Origin of the sequence: Mycobacterium intermedium, from assembly GCF_002086275.1 — a bacterium.
Classification (GTDB): domain Bacteria; phylum Actinomycetota; class Actinomycetes; order Mycobacteriales; family Mycobacteriaceae; genus Mycobacterium; species Mycobacterium intermedium.
On the sequence record NZ_MVHT01000011.1, the window covers coordinates 88,995 to 104,333 of the forward strand.

At 67.8% G+C, this 15,339-nt stretch carries 14 protein-coding genes; 5 read left to right on the forward strand and 9 right to left on the reverse strand.

Annotation, left to right across the window (positions count from 1 at the left end):
* Positions 1 to 74: 74 nt before the first annotated feature.
* From BST27_RS06595 to BST27_RS06615, 5 genes are all read right to left on the reverse strand, one after another.
* Complete coding sequence (locus tag BST27_RS06595; protein ID WP_069419511.1) at positions 75 to 2,159, reverse strand: peptidoglycan D,D-transpeptidase FtsI family protein; 2,085 nt, start codon at positions 2,157 to 2,159, stop codon at positions 75 to 77.
* On the reverse strand, positions 2,156 to 3,391 hold the full coding sequence (gene ftsL / locus BST27_RS06600) for a cell division protein FtsL (RefSeq protein WP_069419510.1): 1,236 nt from the start codon (positions 3,389 to 3,391) through the stop codon (positions 2,156 to 2,158). Before ftsL ends, BST27_RS06595 begins: the two co-directional genes overlap by 4 nt.
* On the reverse strand, positions 3,388 to 4,545 hold the full coding sequence (gene rsmH, locus BST27_RS06605) for a 16S rRNA (cytosine(1402)-N(4))-methyltransferase RsmH (RefSeq protein ID WP_139805038.1): 1,158 nt from the start codon (positions 4,543 to 4,545) through the stop codon (positions 3,388 to 3,390). The genes ftsL and rsmH overlap by 4 nt, the downstream gene beginning before the upstream one ends.
* 1 nt (position 4,546) lies before the next feature.
* Complete coding sequence (gene mraZ, locus BST27_RS06610; RefSeq protein WP_069419508.1) at positions 4,547 to 4,978, reverse strand: division/cell wall cluster transcriptional repressor MraZ; 432 nt, start codon at positions 4,976 to 4,978, stop codon at positions 4,547 to 4,549.
* A 391-nt stretch (positions 4,979 to 5,369) separates the two neighbouring features.
* A complete protein-coding gene (locus BST27_RS06615; protein ID WP_069419507.1) occupies positions 5,370 to 5,771 on the reverse strand; it encodes a DUF3040 domain-containing protein in 402 nt (133 codons plus the stop codon).
* Positions 5,772 to 6,078: 307 nt separating this feature from the next.
* Here BST27_RS06615 and BST27_RS06620 point away from each other — a divergent pair, with 307 nt between their 5' ends.
* Together BST27_RS06620 and lppM are read left to right on the forward strand one after the other, a co-directional pair.
* Positions 6,079 to 6,717: a GNAT family N-acetyltransferase gene (locus BST27_RS06620; protein WP_139805039.1), complete on the forward strand. Its 639-nt coding sequence runs from the start codon at positions 6,079 to 6,081 to the stop codon at positions 6,715 to 6,717.
* A 193-nt stretch (positions 6,718 to 6,910) separates the two neighbouring features.
* A complete protein-coding gene (gene lppM, locus BST27_RS06625; RefSeq protein ID WP_069419505.1) occupies positions 6,911 to 7,558 on the forward strand; it encodes a lipoprotein LppM in 648 nt (215 codons plus the stop codon).
* Here the strand turns inward: lppM and BST27_RS06630 are convergent.
* Positions 7,555 to 8,448, reverse strand: coding sequence for a mycobacterial-type methylenetetrahydrofolate reductase (locus tag BST27_RS06630; RefSeq protein WP_069419504.1), 894 nt, complete (start codon positions 8,446 to 8,448; stop codon positions 7,555 to 7,557). The two genes, lppM and BST27_RS06630, sit on opposite strands and share 4 nt — an antisense overlap.
* Before the next feature lie 281 nt (positions 8,449 to 8,729).
* On the opposite strand from BST27_RS06630, the gene idsA2 reads away from it, so the two are divergent.
* Positions 8,730 to 9,800 (forward strand): bifunctional (2E,6E)-farnesyl/geranyl diphosphate synthase, encoded by a 1,071-nt coding sequence (idsA2, locus tag BST27_RS06635; protein ID WP_069419503.1) that lies wholly within the window; start codon positions 8,730 to 8,732, stop codon positions 9,798 to 9,800.
* 5 nt (positions 9,801 to 9,805) lie between these two features.
* Positions 9,806 to 11,314 carry an alpha-(1->6)-mannopyranosyltransferase A gene (locus tag BST27_RS06640; protein WP_139805044.1) on the forward strand — a complete coding sequence of 503 codons (1,509 nt, stop codon included), beginning with the start codon at positions 9,806 to 9,808 and terminating at the stop codon, positions 11,312 to 11,314.
* Between the two features lies 1 nt (position 11,315).
* On the opposite strand, the gene BST27_RS06645 is transcribed toward BST27_RS06640, so the two are convergent.
* The gene (locus BST27_RS06645) at positions 11,316 to 11,720 is read right to left on the reverse strand and encodes an Rv2175c family DNA-binding protein (protein WP_069419563.1); all 405 of its coding nucleotides are present in this window, start codon (positions 11,718 to 11,720) and stop codon (positions 11,316 to 11,318) included.
* Positions 11,721 to 11,809: 89 nt separating this feature from the next.
* On the opposite strand from BST27_RS06645, the gene BST27_RS06650 reads away from it, so the two are divergent.
* Positions 11,810 to 13,090 carry a protein kinase domain-containing protein gene (locus BST27_RS06650; RefSeq protein ID WP_139805040.1) on the forward strand — a complete coding sequence of 427 codons (1,281 nt, stop codon included), beginning with the start codon at positions 11,810 to 11,812 and terminating at the stop codon, positions 13,088 to 13,090.
* A gap of 16 nt (positions 13,091 to 13,106) precedes the next feature.
* Here BST27_RS06650 and BST27_RS06655 read toward each other — a convergent pair whose 3' ends face one another.
* Positions 13,107 to 14,504 carry a class II 3-deoxy-7-phosphoheptulonate synthase gene (locus tag BST27_RS06655; RefSeq protein WP_069419501.1) on the reverse strand — a complete coding sequence of 466 codons (1,398 nt, stop codon included), beginning with the start codon at positions 14,502 to 14,504 and terminating at the stop codon, positions 13,107 to 13,109.
* Positions 14,505 to 14,538: 34 nt separating this feature from the next.
* Entirely contained in the window at positions 14,539 to 15,042 is a 504-nt protein-coding gene (locus BST27_RS06660; protein ID WP_069419500.1) for a polyadenylate-specific 3'-exoribonuclease AS, read from the reverse strand.
* Positions 15,043 to 15,339 lie beyond the last annotated feature (297 nt).

Genomic DNA, 15,339 nt, shown 5'->3' on the forward strand with positions numbered 1-15,339 from the left:
GCGACGTGTCTCGTACGCGCCCGGTCTGGTGAACCGCGATTGAGCCCCAGCCGAACGGTGGCGGCGATGAGGATCTACATCGCCTGCAGGGTCAGCGGCGGACCCGGATCGGGCGACAGCGGTACGTTCTCCCGCTGCATCAGCCAGCCTGCGATGTTGTGGAACAGCGGGGCGGCCGAGTGGCCCGGAGTGCCGTCCGCGTTGCGATGCGGGTTGTCCATCATGATGCCGATGACGTAGCGGGGGTTGTCGACGGTGGCCATGCCGGCGAAAGTGATCCAGTAGACGTCCTCGTAGTAGCACCCGCAGCCGGGGTTGATCTGCTGCGCTGTGCCCGTCTTGCCGGCCATCTGGTAGCCCGGCACCGACGCCGCGGGACCGGTGCCTTGCTGGTAGCCCATCGGGTCTTGTTGAACGACGGCACGCAGCATCTGGCGGACGGTCTGGGCCGTCTGCGCGGAGACCACCCGGATGCCCTCGGGCCGCGGCTCTTCGGTCCGGGTGCCGTCGGCCGCGATGGTGGCCTTGATGATGCGCGGCGGGATCCGCACCCCATCGTTGGCGATCGCCTGGTACATGGCGGTCATCTGCAGCAAGGTCATCGAAAGGCCTTGGCCGATAGGCAGGTTCGAGAACGTGCTGCCCGACCACTGGTCGATCGGCGGCACCAGCCCGGCGCTCTCACCGGGCAGGCCGACGCCGGTGCGCTGTCCCAGCCCGAATCTGCGAACCATGTCGTAGAAGCGTTCCGGGCCAACGCGCTGCGCCAGCATCAGCGTGCCGACGTTGGACGACTTCCCGAAGACGCCGGTGGTGGTGTACGGCATCACGCCGTGCTCCCACGCGTCGTGGATCGGAACACCGCCCATCTGGATGCTGCCCGGCACCTGAAGCACCTCGTCGGGGTTGCTCAGCCCGTACTCGATCACCGAGGCCGCGGTGACGATCTTGTTCACCGAACCCGGCTCGAACGGCGAGGAGACCGGCAGGTTACCCAGCTGCCGGTCACCTTGTCGCCCGATGTCCTGCGACGGGTCGAAGGTGTTGTCGTTGGCCATGGCCAGCACTTCACCGGTCTTTGCGTCGAGCACGACCGCCGAAACGTTGTGCGCCCCCGACACGTTCTTCGCCTGTTGCACCTGCTGCTGCACATAGAACTGGATGTCGTTGTCCAACGTGAGCTGGACCGTCGAGCCGTGCACCGCCCGGTGCCGGTTGCGGTAGCTGCCGGGGATCACCACGCCGTCGGAGCCGCGGTCGTAGGTCACCGACCCGTCGGTTCCGGCCAGCACGGCGTCCATGGAGTCCTCTAGGCCCAGTAGCCCGTGGCCGTCCCAGTCGATGCCGCCCACGATGTTGGCCGCCAGCGACCCACCTGGATATTGGCGCAGGTCCTGACGCTCGGTGCCGACCTCGGGGAACTTCGTGGTGATCGCGGTGGCGATGGCGGGGTCGACGGCGCGGGCCAGATAGACGAACGTCTCATCACTCTTCAGCTTCTTCAGAACGGTGGGCTCGTCGGGCTTGTTGTTCAGCCTGTTCGCGATCTCATGGGCGATGTCTTTGAGCCGCTGCTGGGGCTCGGGCGCGCGCTGAGACTTCTGCCTGGCTTCCTCGAGTTGCTGGCGGACCCGCTTGGGCTGAAAGGTCAGCGCGCGAGCTTCGATGGTGAACGCGAGGCGATCGTTGTGCCGGTCGACGATCGCGCCGCGGACCGCGCGTTCGACGTCGGTGACCTTGAGCTGGCCGGCCGCCTGGGCGCGCAGCTCTGCCGCGTTGGACACCTGCAGGAAGAACAGCTGCGTGCCGGCCACCAGCAGCAGGATGAAGATGACGGCATTACCGGCCCGGTGCCGGAAGACGAAGGATGCGCCGCGGGAGGCTACCTCGACCGCTTGACGGGTGCGCCGCTCCCGCGCCGAGTGGCCCAGCCCGGCCGACTCGGCTGCTGCAGGGCGAGACTTCTTGGCGTCCTTGGCTTTCTGGGCCTTCTTGGCCTTTCGGGGCTGAGCTTCCTGGACGGCCTTGGGCCCCTTGCCCGGACGATCCTTCTTGCCGGCGCGGTTGGGCTGCCGGGCATCGACGGGTTCCTGCGGTTGGCGAGGGCCACGCGCCGGGCGCCGGGCGGGGCGCGACCGCCGGGGGTCGTCGCGACTCACCGTGGGATCCCCAGCACCGGTGTGGGGACGGTGGGACTAGGGGCCGCCGGTCCACCGTTGGCGGGCGGCTGGGGTGCGCCGGCCGGCTGCGGCGGGACGGGCGCAGGTGCCGCTGGGGCTGCCGGGGGTGCCGGGACGGTCGGGCGTAGCGCCCGCAGTTCGAACGGCGCGTCCGGCGGCAATTGAACGGGGACCTGCGCGGGAACCTGGGCTGGGGCCGCGGGTGCCTGGCCGGGCACGGGGGGCACCTGGCCGGGTATCGCGGGCACCGCGCCCTCCGGCATCGGCACCTGGCCCGGCACCGGCACCTGGCCTTCCGGCACCGGAACTTGGCCGGGCAGCGGCGGCTGGCCGGGCACCAAGGGAAGCTGGCCCGGTACCGGCGTGGCACCCAGTGTCGAGGCGCCGTCCGGTGTGCGCAGCAGCAGCTGCGGCCCGGTCCTGGGCGGCGCGGGCGCATCACCGGGAGCCGGCGTCACGCGGACCGAAACCTCCGGCGGCACCGCCTGCGGGTTAGGGGGCGGCGGACCTTCCTCCGGCAGCGGCGTGTTCAGCGGCGGCGGCGGGACGCCGTCGGCCGGCTTCGGCGTGCCCACCACCACCCAGTTGCCGTCCGGCCCCTGGACCAGGTGAGCGGTGTCCTGAGTGGGGATCATGCCCTGCCGTCGAGCCGCCTCGGCCAGTGCGGGCGCGGATTCCGCCTCTCGCACATCACGTTCCAGCGCTTCCTTCTGCTGCTGCAGCATCCGGGTGCGCTCGCGGGCGTGACTCAGCTGATACGAACGCTCGGCGGCGTCGGTGGACAGCCACAACGTCAGCCCCAACCCAACGGCGAGCGAGCCGATGACCAGGACGACGAACGGAACCCTGTTCAGCCACGCGCTCGGCCGCCAGTCGATCGATGCCAGCCGGATCGCCAGCCGCTCGGTCAGTTTCGGCCGAACTACCTTCGGAGCCTTGGCTTTCCGAGCCTTCGCCCGCGCCTTGGCCTGACTGGTGTTCTTGGGCCGCGCCGGCCGGTCGACGGGCCGCGGTATCGGACTGGTTTGCGGCCCCGACTTCGGTGACCGCGCCTCGCGGGTGGGAGTCGCACTTCTGCCCGGGCGGGTACGGCGCGACGGCGAGTCGACCACCGAGCCCGGCCCCGTCCGCCGGCTCGTTCGGACGGTTGCTGTGTGTCCGCCCCGACGATCGTTGCTGCGGCGTTCGGGCGTCTCGCGTTTCGCCTTCATCGCTCTCCCGTCCCAACTCGTTGCAAGGCCCGCAAGCGCACCGGTGCGCTGCGTGGGTTGCTTTCCACCTCGGTCGCGTCTGCGCGTTCCGCTCCATGCGTCAGCGACCGGAATCGCGGCTCGTGGCCGGGAAGTTCGACCGGGAGTTCCGGCGGTGTCCTGGAGGCAACCGCGTCGGCAAACGCCCGCTTGACGATGCGGTCTTCCAACGACTGGTATGCCAGCACGACGATGCGCCCACCGACGGCAAGCGCATCCAGGGCCGCCGGGATCGCGTCACGCAGCGAGCCGAGTTCGTCGTTCACCGCGATGCGCAGCGCCTGGAACGTCCGCTTGGCCGGGTGCCCGCCGGTGCGCCGAGCCGGGGCCGGAATCGCTTCGTAGAGCAGGGCGACCAGGTCGGCGGTCGAGGTGAACGGGGCGCGAGCGCGTCGGCGCACGATCTGTTCGGCGATGCGGCGCGCAAACCGCTCCTCGCCATAGCGCTGCAAGATATCGGCCAGCGCCCGGGCGTCGTAGGTGTTGACGATGTCGGCCGCCGTCAGCGGCGACGACGGATCCATCCGCATGTCCAGCGGCGCGTCCTTGGCGTAAGCGAAGCCCCGCTCGGCTTGATCGAGCTGCATCGACGAGACGCCCAGGTCGAACAACACCCCGTCGACGGATTCACTTGCCGTACAACCGGATTCCGCCAGCGCCAAGGCCAGCCCGTCGTAGCGGGTGTGTACCAGCGTCACCCGATCACCGAACCGGACCAGCCGCCCACGGGCGATCTCCAGCGCGCTGGGGTCTCGGTCGAGTCCGATCAACCGCAGGCCGGGCAAGGTGGCCAAGAACCGCTCGGCGTGCCCACCGGCGCCCAACGTGGCATCGACGAGCACGGCCCCGGAACCGTCCGGATGGTGACGGGTCAGCGCTGGGGTGAGCAGTTCGACGCAGCGGTCCAGCAGGACCGGTACATGCCCGAAATCGGTTGGCGCGGAGCGGGGATCGGAATCTGGATCAGTCATCCTGACACCTCCTCCGCTTCGGCAGTATCGGCCTACCCGCAGTGCCGCCCGTGCACCGAGGCCTCCGTCCGAGGTTGCGAACCTGGCGTTGGGGAAGTACGCCAGGGTCGGTTCGGACAGAGACCACGGTGCACGGGCATGCACCTCAGAAGATGTCGTTGAGTGCTTCATCGCTGGCCGCGGAGAAGTTCTCTTCATGGAGTTGCTGGTAGTCCTGCCAGGCCTGCGCATCCCAGATCTCGAGGTAGTCGACCGCGCCGATCACCACGCAATCCTTGGAAAGCCCCGCGTATCGACGGTGGTCCGCCGACAACGTGATCCGGCCCTGACTGTCGGGATGCTGCTCGTCGGTACCGGCGGCGAGGTTGCGCAGGAACGCCCTCGCCTCCGGATTGCTGCGCGGGGCCTTGCTTGCCCGCCGTGCCAGTTGCTCGAATTCCGCCCGCGGATAGACGGCGAGGCTGTGGTCCTGGCTCTTGGTGACCATCAACCCCCCTGCCAAAGCGTCGCGAAATTTGGCCGGCAATGTCAGCCGGCCCTTGTCGTCGAGTTTGGGCGTGTAGGTGCCGAGAAACACTGCGGCACCTCCAAGTTGGCTCTCACCCAAACGCTTCGGCCACCATACCCCACAACCCCCCACTTTTCCCCACACATTTCCCGTCCTTGGAGTGTCGGCCCCCCTTTTCCCCACCGATTCGTTATTCAGCTAGGGTCGAAGGCGGCATTGCAGCGCTGCGGCTCATCGCGACGACGTCGGGAAATCGCATTTCAGGACGTTGTCGAAGGCGCGGGGGTCGAAGTGGGGGCCAGTGGGGCACGGCTCGAGCACAACTTCGGCACAAGTCCGTATCAACGAGCGCCTTGGCGCGTCGTGAGCTCCCGGCGGCCGCACCTCGGGCGCGTCGCTTCAACCGCCAAACAAAAAACGGGGCAGCCGTAGCTGCCCCGCGAGGGTTGGACCCGTCGAGTTAGTCGTCGAACCGCCGGCGGAACCGGTCTTCCATCCGACTGGTGAAGGAACCGCCCGAGCCTTTGCTGCGGCGCTGCCGACCCGGCCCGCTGGACGGCCCGCGGTCCGGCAAACCGGACAACCGCGGACCGCTGATGGCGTACACGACACCACCGAACATCACGATGAAACCCAGGACGCTGAGGATCGGGAAGCTTCCAATCATCGTGGCCTTAATGGCCACGCCGGCGACCAGCATGCCCAACCCGATGACAAATAGCGCCACCCCTTGCAGGCGACGGCGCGCGGTCGGGGCACGGAAGCCGCCACCACGGACGCTCGAGGCGAATTTGGGGTCCTCGGCATAGAGAGCGCTCTCGATTTGGTCGAGCATGCGCTGCTCGTGATCGGAGAGTGGCATTCGTCCCTCCTTGCCGACAGACCGTGGCGTCACCTAACCACTGCACAAAACGGATGCCCATTTCCGGGGCAACTAACTCAGATGATACGAGGTCAATCTAAGCCGTACCACTGATTCGCAGGCGATTCTATCCCCCGTGCGGCGCACGCACAGCCTAGGGACGCGGCGGACGGGATTGTCGTGCGTCACAAGCGGTCACCAAGCCGATCACCCAGACCGCGTCGCCACATCACCTGGGTCCGTCAGATACTGGTGCTAGCACGAGTTGCACGACCAGCCCGACTAGGCAGCAGGAGGAGACCGCGAGTTGGCGACCTTCCTCAGCGACCTGTCGCCTAGCGACATGCAGCGTCGCCTCCGCGATGCGCTTGGCGTGTATGTCGATGCGATGCGATATCCCCGCGGAACGGAGAACCAGCGCGCCAGCATGTGGCTGGAACACACCAGGCGGCAGGGCTGGCAGGCCGTCGGGGCCTTCGAAATCGGGACGCCCGAAGGTGCGGCCTCCGACGGGATCTTGACCGGCGCGGAGGCGGGCGCCGAATTTTCGCCTGCGGAATTGAGCACCGCGCCGATGCTCGGCGTGGCCTACGGCTACCCCGGGGCGCCCGGTCAATGGTGGCAGCAGCAGGTCATTCTGGGTTTGCAGCGCAACGGTTTTCCGGCGCATGCCATCGATCGGCTGATGCGCAGCTATTTCGAGCTGACCGAATTGCACATCCATCCCCGCGCGCAGGGCCGCGGTCTCGGGGAGGCGTTGGCCCGTCGATTGCTGGCGCGCCGCACCGAGGAGTACGTCCTACTCTCCACACCCGAAACCAACGGCGAGGCCAACCGGGCCTGGCGGTTGTATCGGCGGCTCGGGTTCACCGACATCATCCGCGGTTACTACTTCGCCGGAGATCCACGGGCGTTCGCCATTTTGGGACGGGCTTTACCTCTTTAGGGCTCTTTAGGCCGTCTTCAGACCCCGCCAGCTCGGCCTGACCAGACATGCAGCTGTCCGCCACCAGGACGGGCTTGCCGAAGCGCCGCATCGAATCTGGCACGATGACCTGGTGCGCGCGCGCCCTGCCCTTCCCTCGACTCGCGGATCCCGAGGCGTTTCCGCCCGGCGGCGCCGCATCCTGGCCATCGCGATGCTGCTGCTCCTGGTGCCGCTGGCCACCGGATGCCTGCGGGTCAGGGCGTCGCTCACCATCTCGCCCGACGACCTGGTGTCGGGCGAGATCATCGCCGCGGCCAAACCCAAATCGAACAAGGACAATGGACCCCAGCTGGACACCAGCAACCTGGGGTTCGCCCACAAGGTGGCGGTCTCCAACTACGACAGCGACGGCTTCGTCGGGTCTCAGGCGGTCTTCTCCGACCTGACCTTCGGTGAACTGCCCCAGCTGGCCGACATGAACTCCGATGCGGCCGGGGTGAATCTGTCGCTGCGCCGAAACGGAAACCTGGTGATCCTGGAGGGTCGAGTCGATCTGACCAACCTGACGGACCCGGACGCCGACATCGTCTTGACGGTGGCCTTCCCCGGCACCGTGACATCCACCAACGGCGACCGGATCGAGCCTGAAGTGGTGCAGTGGAAGCTCAAACCGGGCGTGGTGAGCACGATGACCGCCCAGGCGCGCTACACCGACCCCAACACGCGCTCGTTCACCGGAGCGGGCATTTGGCTCGGCATCGCCTCGTTCCTGGCGGCCGGCGTCGTGGCGGTGATGGCCTGGATGAGCAGGGACCGCTCCCCTCGGTTCACCGCGCCGGGCGACCAAGGAGCCGACTAGGCTCGGTCGGGCGCCCAGTAGGCGAGCATCTCGGCAAAGGTCTCGAAGGCCGGGGCGGACACACCGTAGGTGGCCTCGAAGTGGATGCTCAACGGGAAGCCGAGGTCGACGACGCCGTCCACGATCCGCTTGTACAGGTCGACCATGAGCTGACGCTTCTCCGGCGTCTCGCTTGCGGCCAACCGCTTGACGAACTCCTGCTCCTTGGCCACCGCGGCGTTCCCGGGGTCCTGGATCAGCCAGTTGATCAACCCCACGCGGGCCTCGACCTTTGGCACGAAGCCGAACGACAGCAAGATCTCGGGCCGATGGTCGGTGTTCTTGGCGAAGTCGGACAAGAAACCGACGATCGCGTCGGAATACAACAGTTGGGTCATCCCGTACGTCGCGCCCTGCCCGCACTTGAAATCGAACCGGCCGAATTCACCCTCTCGGGTGGGGATCAGAATGGCCCCGCGGTTCGGCACGTCGTCGCGGTAGATCGACAGGGCGTCGGTGGGTGCCACGCCGGACCCTTCACCGTCGTTCATCGTGCGGGGTACCCCGACGAAGACGACGCCTTCCATCCCGGCACCCCACAGGTCGGCCAGCCGCTGGCGCAGGGCCGCCTCGTCGGTGAACGCCGTCACCTGCGTGCAGAGTCCGCGCAGACCGGGCAACTCCGGCTTGATGATCGACCAGAACTCCAGGACGTCCAGCTTGGGCTTCATCGGAACCGGCCGGTCGTCGTCCTCGGCGATCATGCCCGGGATCATGACGTGCCGGATTCGGCCGTCCAGGCCGGTCTCGGCGGAGAAGCGCGCCACCTTGTGCGCGTCCTCCAAGGCCCGCTCCTTGCCCCCGTCCACGTTGGGTGGCACCAACTCGAGCGCGATGGTGTTGAGCGTCACGGCTCCTCTTTCTGCACTGGCTGCACGTCTTCCTCACGACGGCGCACTCGTCTACGTCCCCCGACCGCGCCACGTCGCGCTGACCTGTGCCGCCTGATGGGCGCTAGCCCACGTCGCATCGACCGTCTCGCTGACAGCATAACCGCGAGCCTCAGCGGCCCCGTCCACGTCGACGCCACCACCCAGGCCAGGCGGAATACACTGACGAGCCAGAGCCAGGCCGAGCAGAAAGGGGCGCCGCGCTGACCCTGAATCCACCGGCGGCATCGGCGACTGTCGAGTTGGCCAGCGCGATCACCGACCAACTGCGACGGTATCTGCACGAGCGCCGCGGCGAGGCCGCCTACGTCGAATTCCCCGGGGGCAGCGACTTTGCCGCCGTGACCGCGTGGTTAGCGGACTTCGCCCTCAACCGGGGTAAGCGGCTGCGGCCGGTTTTCGCCTATTGGGGTTGGCGCGCGGTAGCGCCGCAGGAACCCGATGCCGATGTGCTACTGCTGTTTTCGGCGCTGGAACTCTTGCACGTGTGGGCATTGGTGCACGACGACGTCATCGACGCCTCCGCCACCCGCCGGGGCGAGCCGACCGCCCACATGCACTTCGCGGCGCTGCACCGCGACCGGAACTGGCGGGGCTCGCCTGAGCAGTTCGGAACCTCGGCGGCCATCCTGCTCGGCGACGTCGCGCAGGCCTGGGCCGACGACATCGTCTCCCGGGTAGGCCAAAAAGTCCTGTCCCCCGATGCCCAACGGCGAGTCCAGCGCGTATGGTCCGACATCCGCGTCGAGGTGCTCGGCGGGCAATACCTCGACATCGTCGCGGAGGCCAGCGCCGCGCCGTCCATCGCGTCGGCGATGACCGTCGCCAACTTCAAGACCGCCTGCTACACGGTCTCGCGTCCGTTGCAACTGGGGTTGGCCGCGGCCGCCGACCGTCCCGACATCGCCGAGACGTTCCAACAATTCGGTACCGACCTGGGGGTGGCGTTCCAGCTGCGCGACGACGTGCTCGGCGTGTTCGGAGATCCTGCGGTGACGGGCAAGCCCTCCGGCGACGACCTCAGATCCGGCAAGCGCACCGTGCTGGTCGCCGAAGCGGCCGAATTGGCGGACAAGACCGATCCCACCGCGGCCGCTTTGTTACGAGCCTCGATCGGCACGGAGTTGACGGACGCGCAGGTACGGGAGCTGTGCCAGGTGATCGAGGACGTGGGTGCACTGGCCGCGGCGGAAAGCCGCATCGCCACGCTCACCGAGCGGGCGCTGCGGACCCTGGACGCCGCGCCGATCGCCGCCGCGGCGAAAGCGGGCCTGGCCGAACTCACCCGCATGGCCACGGATCGGTCGGCATGAGCACAGTGTCCAGCCCAGCCTCCAGCCCAGCGCAGAAATCATCTGTCGCTCAGCGGTTTTCACGGATACTGAGGTTCGCCGCCGCGCCGGAGGCCGGACCCGCACGGCTGGGCTTGCTAGGCGCTTTACTGATCACCGCGGGCGGGTTGGGGGCCGGCAGCACACGTCAGCACGACCCGCTGCTGGAGTCGATCCACATGTCCTGGCTGCGGTTTGGCCACGGGCTGGTGGTGTCGTCGATTGTGCTGTGGGTGGGCGTGGGGCTCATGCTGATGGCCTGGGTGAACCTGGGCAAGCGCGTCCTGGCCCGGGACGTCAGCGAATTCACCATGCGAGCCACCACTGGCTTCTGGCTGGCGCCGCTGCTGCTTTCGGTACCCGTCTTCAGCCGCGACACTTACTCCTACCTGGCTCAGGGCGCCCTGCTGCGTGATGGTCTGGATCCCTACGTCGTCGGTCCGGTTGGCAATCCGAACGCGCTACTGGACGACGTCAGCCCCATCTGGACGATCACCACCGCCCCCTATGGCCCGGCCTTCATTCTGGTGGCCAAGCTGGTCACGCTCCTGGTCGGCGAGAACGTGGTCGCCGGAACCATGCTGCTGCGACTGTGCATGCTGCCCGGACTGGCGCTGCTGATCTGGGCGGCTCCGCGGCTGGCCCGGCAGCTGGGCGCCGACGGACCCACGTCGCTGTGGATCTGTGTCCTCAACCCGCTCGTGCTGATTCACCTGATGGGCGGCGTACACAACGAGATGCTGATGGTGGGCCTGATGACCGCCGGCATCACGCTGACCTTGGGCCGGCAGCACGTCGCCGGCATCGCGGTGCTGACGGTGGCGATGGCGGTCAAGGCGACCGCGGGGCTGGCGCTGCCGTTCCTGTTCTGGGTGTGGTTGCGTCACCTGCGCGAAGACCGTGGCTACCGGACCGCACGGGCGGCCTTCGCTGCCGCGCTGGGCTCGCTGGTGATCTGCGTGGCCGTCTTCGGGGTGTTGTCCGCGGTGGCCGGCGTCGGCCTGGGCTGGCTGACCGCGTTGGCCGGTTCGGTGAAGATCATCAACTGGCTGACCGTGCCCACCGCAGCGGCGAACCTGATTCATGCCGTTTTCGGCAGCCTCTTCAAGATCAACTTCTACACGCTGCTGCAGACCACCCGGCTCATCGGGATCGTCATCATCGCGGTGTCACTGCCGGTGCTGTGGTGGCGGGCGCGCGGCGACGACCGGGCCGCGCTGACCGGCATCGCGTGGGCGATGCTGGTCGTGGTCTTGTTCGTTCCGGCCGCCTTGCCCTGGTACTACTCCTGGCCGCTGGCGGTGGTGGCGCCGTTGGCCCAGTCCCGGCGCGCGGTGGCGCTGATCGCCGGCTTCTCGACGTGGATCATGGTGATCTTCAAGCCGGACGGGTCACATGGCATGTACGTCTGGTGGCACCTAATCCTGGCCACCGCGTTCGCGGTGTTGGCGTGGCGTTCCCTGCGCCGGGAGCCGGACGGGGAGCGTGTCGCTTAGTTCAGTACGCCATCGCTTGAGCGCGACGGACGACTTCCCGGGCCTGGTGTGCGTGCAGCGCATCCACCGGACGCGCATTGTTCAGCGCGTCGCGTGACCCGTCCCGAGTGACAGTCAGCGATGGGTCGGGGGTGAACAACCAGCGCACGATCTCGGTGTCCTGGTAGCCGCCGTCGTGCAGGATCGTCAGCAACCCGGGCAGGCACTTGGCCAATTGCCCCTTGTTGGTGAAGAACACTTGGGGTACCACCAGGCCGCCGTTCCGCCGCACCGCGACCAGGTGACCCTCTCTCAGTTGCTGCTGCACCTTGCTGACCGATACACCGAGTAGCTCAGCCACTCGAGACAGGTCGTAGGTAGGTTCGTCAGGATCCAGAACGTCTTCGCCGGCCGGAATGCTGCCCACGGCGCCAGTGTAAGCCTGACGCGGCCGGTGCGGCGCCCCGTTCAGCACAGTTCTTCGACCCATTTCGCGACGCCACCTACGATGACCCCGTGGTTGGAGCTGGGATGGGCGATCCGTTGTTGAGCACGCTGCTCGACGGGCGCTACCTGGTGCAGGCCGAGATCGCCAGTGGCGGGACGTCGACGGTCTACCGCGGCCTCGACACCCGGCTGGACCGGCCCGTCGCCCTGAAGGTGATGGACTCCCGCTACGCGGGCGATCAGCAGTTCCTGACCCGCTTCCAACTCGAGGCCCGCACGGTCGCGCGGCTGAAGCATCCGGGACTGGTCGCCGTCTACGACCAAGGGCACGACGGACGGCACCCCTTCCTCGTGATGGAGCTCATCGAAGGCGGAACACTGCGCGAACTCCTGCACGAACGCGGACCCATGCCACCGCATGCGGTGGCGGCCGTGCTTCGCCCGGTGCTGGGCGGACTGTCCGTGGCGCACCGGGCCGGCCTGGTGCACCGTGACATCAAGCCCGAGAACGTCCTGATCTCCGACGACGGCGAGGTCAAGATCGCCGATTTCGGGTTGGTCCGCGCCGTCGCCGCCGCCGGGATCACGTCGAACAGCGTCATATTGGGCACCGCGGCCTACCTGTCTCCGGAGCAGGTGCGCGACGGCAACGCCGGTCCCCGCAGCGACGTCTACTCGACCGGGATTCTCACCTACGAGTTGCTGACCGGGCAGACCCCGTTCACCGGCGATTCGCCGTTGTCCGTCGCCTATCAGCGACTCGATCACGATGTGCCGCCCGCCAGCGCCGCGATCGACGGCGTGCCAACGCAATTCGACGAGTTCGTGGCGTGTGCGACGGCGCGTGACCCCGCCGAACGGTATGCCGACGCGATCGAGATGGCAGCCGATTTGGATGCGATCGTCGAAGAGCTTGGGTTACCGGACTTCCGCGTGCCGGCACCGCGCAACTCCGCCCAACACCGGTCGGCGGTGCTGCACCGCAGTCAGGTCGCCCAGCAACGCGCCGCGGCGGCTGCTGGGGCCGGTGCGTCCCGAGCGCCGGCGGTGCCGGCGGGTCCTCATCCCACCCGCCAGTTCACCCGCGAACCCATGCCCGGCGCACCGGTCGCGCCGGATGCGACGGATGCGACAGAGGTGCCGGATGCACCGTCCGAATTCGACGACGAAGATTACGAATACGCCGACGAGCCAGGGCAATTCGCCGGCATCTCACTAGATGAGTTCGCCTGGGAGCGCGAGCACCGGCGCCGCATGGTGCTGATCTGGGTCGCGGTCGTGCTGGCGATCACCGGGCTGGTCGCCGCCGCCGGATGGACGATCGGCAGCAACTTGAGCGGCCTGCTCTAGAGAGCTGGCGAGCCGGCTAGTCGCGCAGCATCTCGGCGACCAGGAACGCCAGCTCCAGCGACTGCTGGGTGTTCAGCCGCGGGTCGCAGGCCGTCTCGTAGCGGCCGGCCAGGTCGTGATCGGAAATGTCCTGTGCCCCACCGAGACACTCGGTGACGTTCTCGCCGGTGATCTCGACGTGGATGCCGCCCGGGTGGGTGCCGAGGGCGCGATGGACCTCGAAGAAGCCCTGGACCTCGTCCACGACGCGATCGAAGTGGCGGGTCTTGTAGCCCGTCGACGACTCGTGGGTGTTGCCGTGCATCGGGTCGCACTGCCAGATCACCTGGTGGCCGGTGGCCTGGACCTTTTCGACGATCGGCGGCAGCAGGTCGCGGACCTTGTTGTTGCCCATCCTGGTCACCAACGTCAGCCGTCCCGGCTTGTTCTGCGGGTCGAGCCGCTCGACGTACTCCACGGCCAGCTCCGGAGTCATCGTCGGGCCGAGCTTGACCCCGATCGGGTTGGCAATCACCTCGGCGAACGCGATGTGCGCGCCGTCAAGTTGCCGGGTGCGCTCACCGATCCACACGGTGTGCGCCGAGAGGTCATACAGTTGCGGCTCGCCGTCCGGGTCGTCGGGGTGCTCCGACAGTCGCAGCATCGACCGCTCGTAGTCGAGCACCAAAGCCTCGTGGCTGGCGTAGATTTCGGCGGTTTGCAGGTTGCGGTCGGCCACGCCGCAGGCGCTCATGAACTTCAGGCCGCGGTCGATCTCGCCGGCCAGTGCCTCGTAGCGCGCGCCGGCGGGCGAGGTCCGGACGAACTCACGGTTCCAGTCGTGTACCAGGTGCAGCGACGCCAGACCGGACGAGGTCAACGCGCGCACCAGGTTCATCGCCGCACTCGCGTTGGCGTACGCGCGTACCAACCGGGACGGGTCGTGCTCGCGGGCGGCGGCGTCCGGGGCGAACCCGTTGATCATGTCGCCGCGGTAGGACCGCAGGCCCAGCGCGTCGACGTCGGCCGAGCGGGGCTTGGCGTACTGACCGGCGATGCGGGCCACCTTCACCACCGGCAAGCTGGCGCCGTAGGTGAGCACCACCGCCATCTGGAGCAACGTGCGGATGTTGCCGCGGATATGGGGTTCGGTGTTGTCGACGAACGTCTCGGCGCAGTCCCCGCCCTGCAGCAGAAATGCCTCACCCCTGGCCACCTGGGCCAGTTGGTCCTGCAGCTTGACGATCTCCGAAGGCACAGTCACCGGCGGCACACTTTCCAGGACGGTGCGCATGGCCGCCGCCTGGTCCGTGTCCCAAGTCGGTTGCTGGGCGGCCGGCTTGGCCAGCGCGGCGTCCAGCCGGGCCCGCAGATCGCTGGGCAGCGGCGGCAACGACGGCAGCTGGTCGATCGGAATGTCGACGGTCCAGTTCATCGGTCTATGGTAACCGGGCTGCGTCGACGCCTGATCAGGGCGAACGCCCTCCGGGGTCCTGTTCGCCGGTGATGATCCGAAAGCGACGCAACTGATCGCGAGCGTCCACCAACGCATCGTGCACGTCACGCGGCCGCGGTGGCAGCCGTGGACTGCCCCGCTCCTCCCACAATTGCCGCAATTCCCGGGTGTAGCGCGGTATCGCCCGTGGCAAGCCGGGCATGGGACCCCACAACTGACACAGGGCCACGTGGTCATAGGCCCCCACCCAGGCCCACAGCTCTATCGGTTCGGAGCCGTTCACGTCGAAGAACGCCTCAAGGTCCGCGCGGATCCGGCTGCGTGGGCGCCACAACTGCGAAGCCGGCGGCGGCAGTTTGGGCAGGACATGCGCGCGCACCCAGCTGCCGGCCCGCTCAGGGTCGAATTCGGTGGATACGGCGTAGTATTCGCGGCCGTCTTCGGCCACGACGCCGATCGAGATCAGCTCGATGGTGCGGCCGTCCTCAATGAATTCGGTGTCATAGAAGTACCGCACCGCCGCAGCCTAGCCCGCTTGATTCGGGCGTGCCGACGCCTGCCGCCGGATCGCCGAGCGTCCCGCGCTTCGCCGCCACTCCTGCGCGCCCCGCCCAGTGTGGGCGAAATGGCCCACCTCCGTCGGGAGGCGGTACACGGGGCCCACACTCGACGCACCGCCTACGACTGCCGGCCCTCCCGCGCCCCGCCCAGTGTGGGCGAAATGGCCCACTTCCGTCTGCGGTTTCAAGCCATCGATGCAACACCTCTTTGAGTGAGGAGTGTTGTGATGCCCCATCGTGCGATTCAGCCTTCG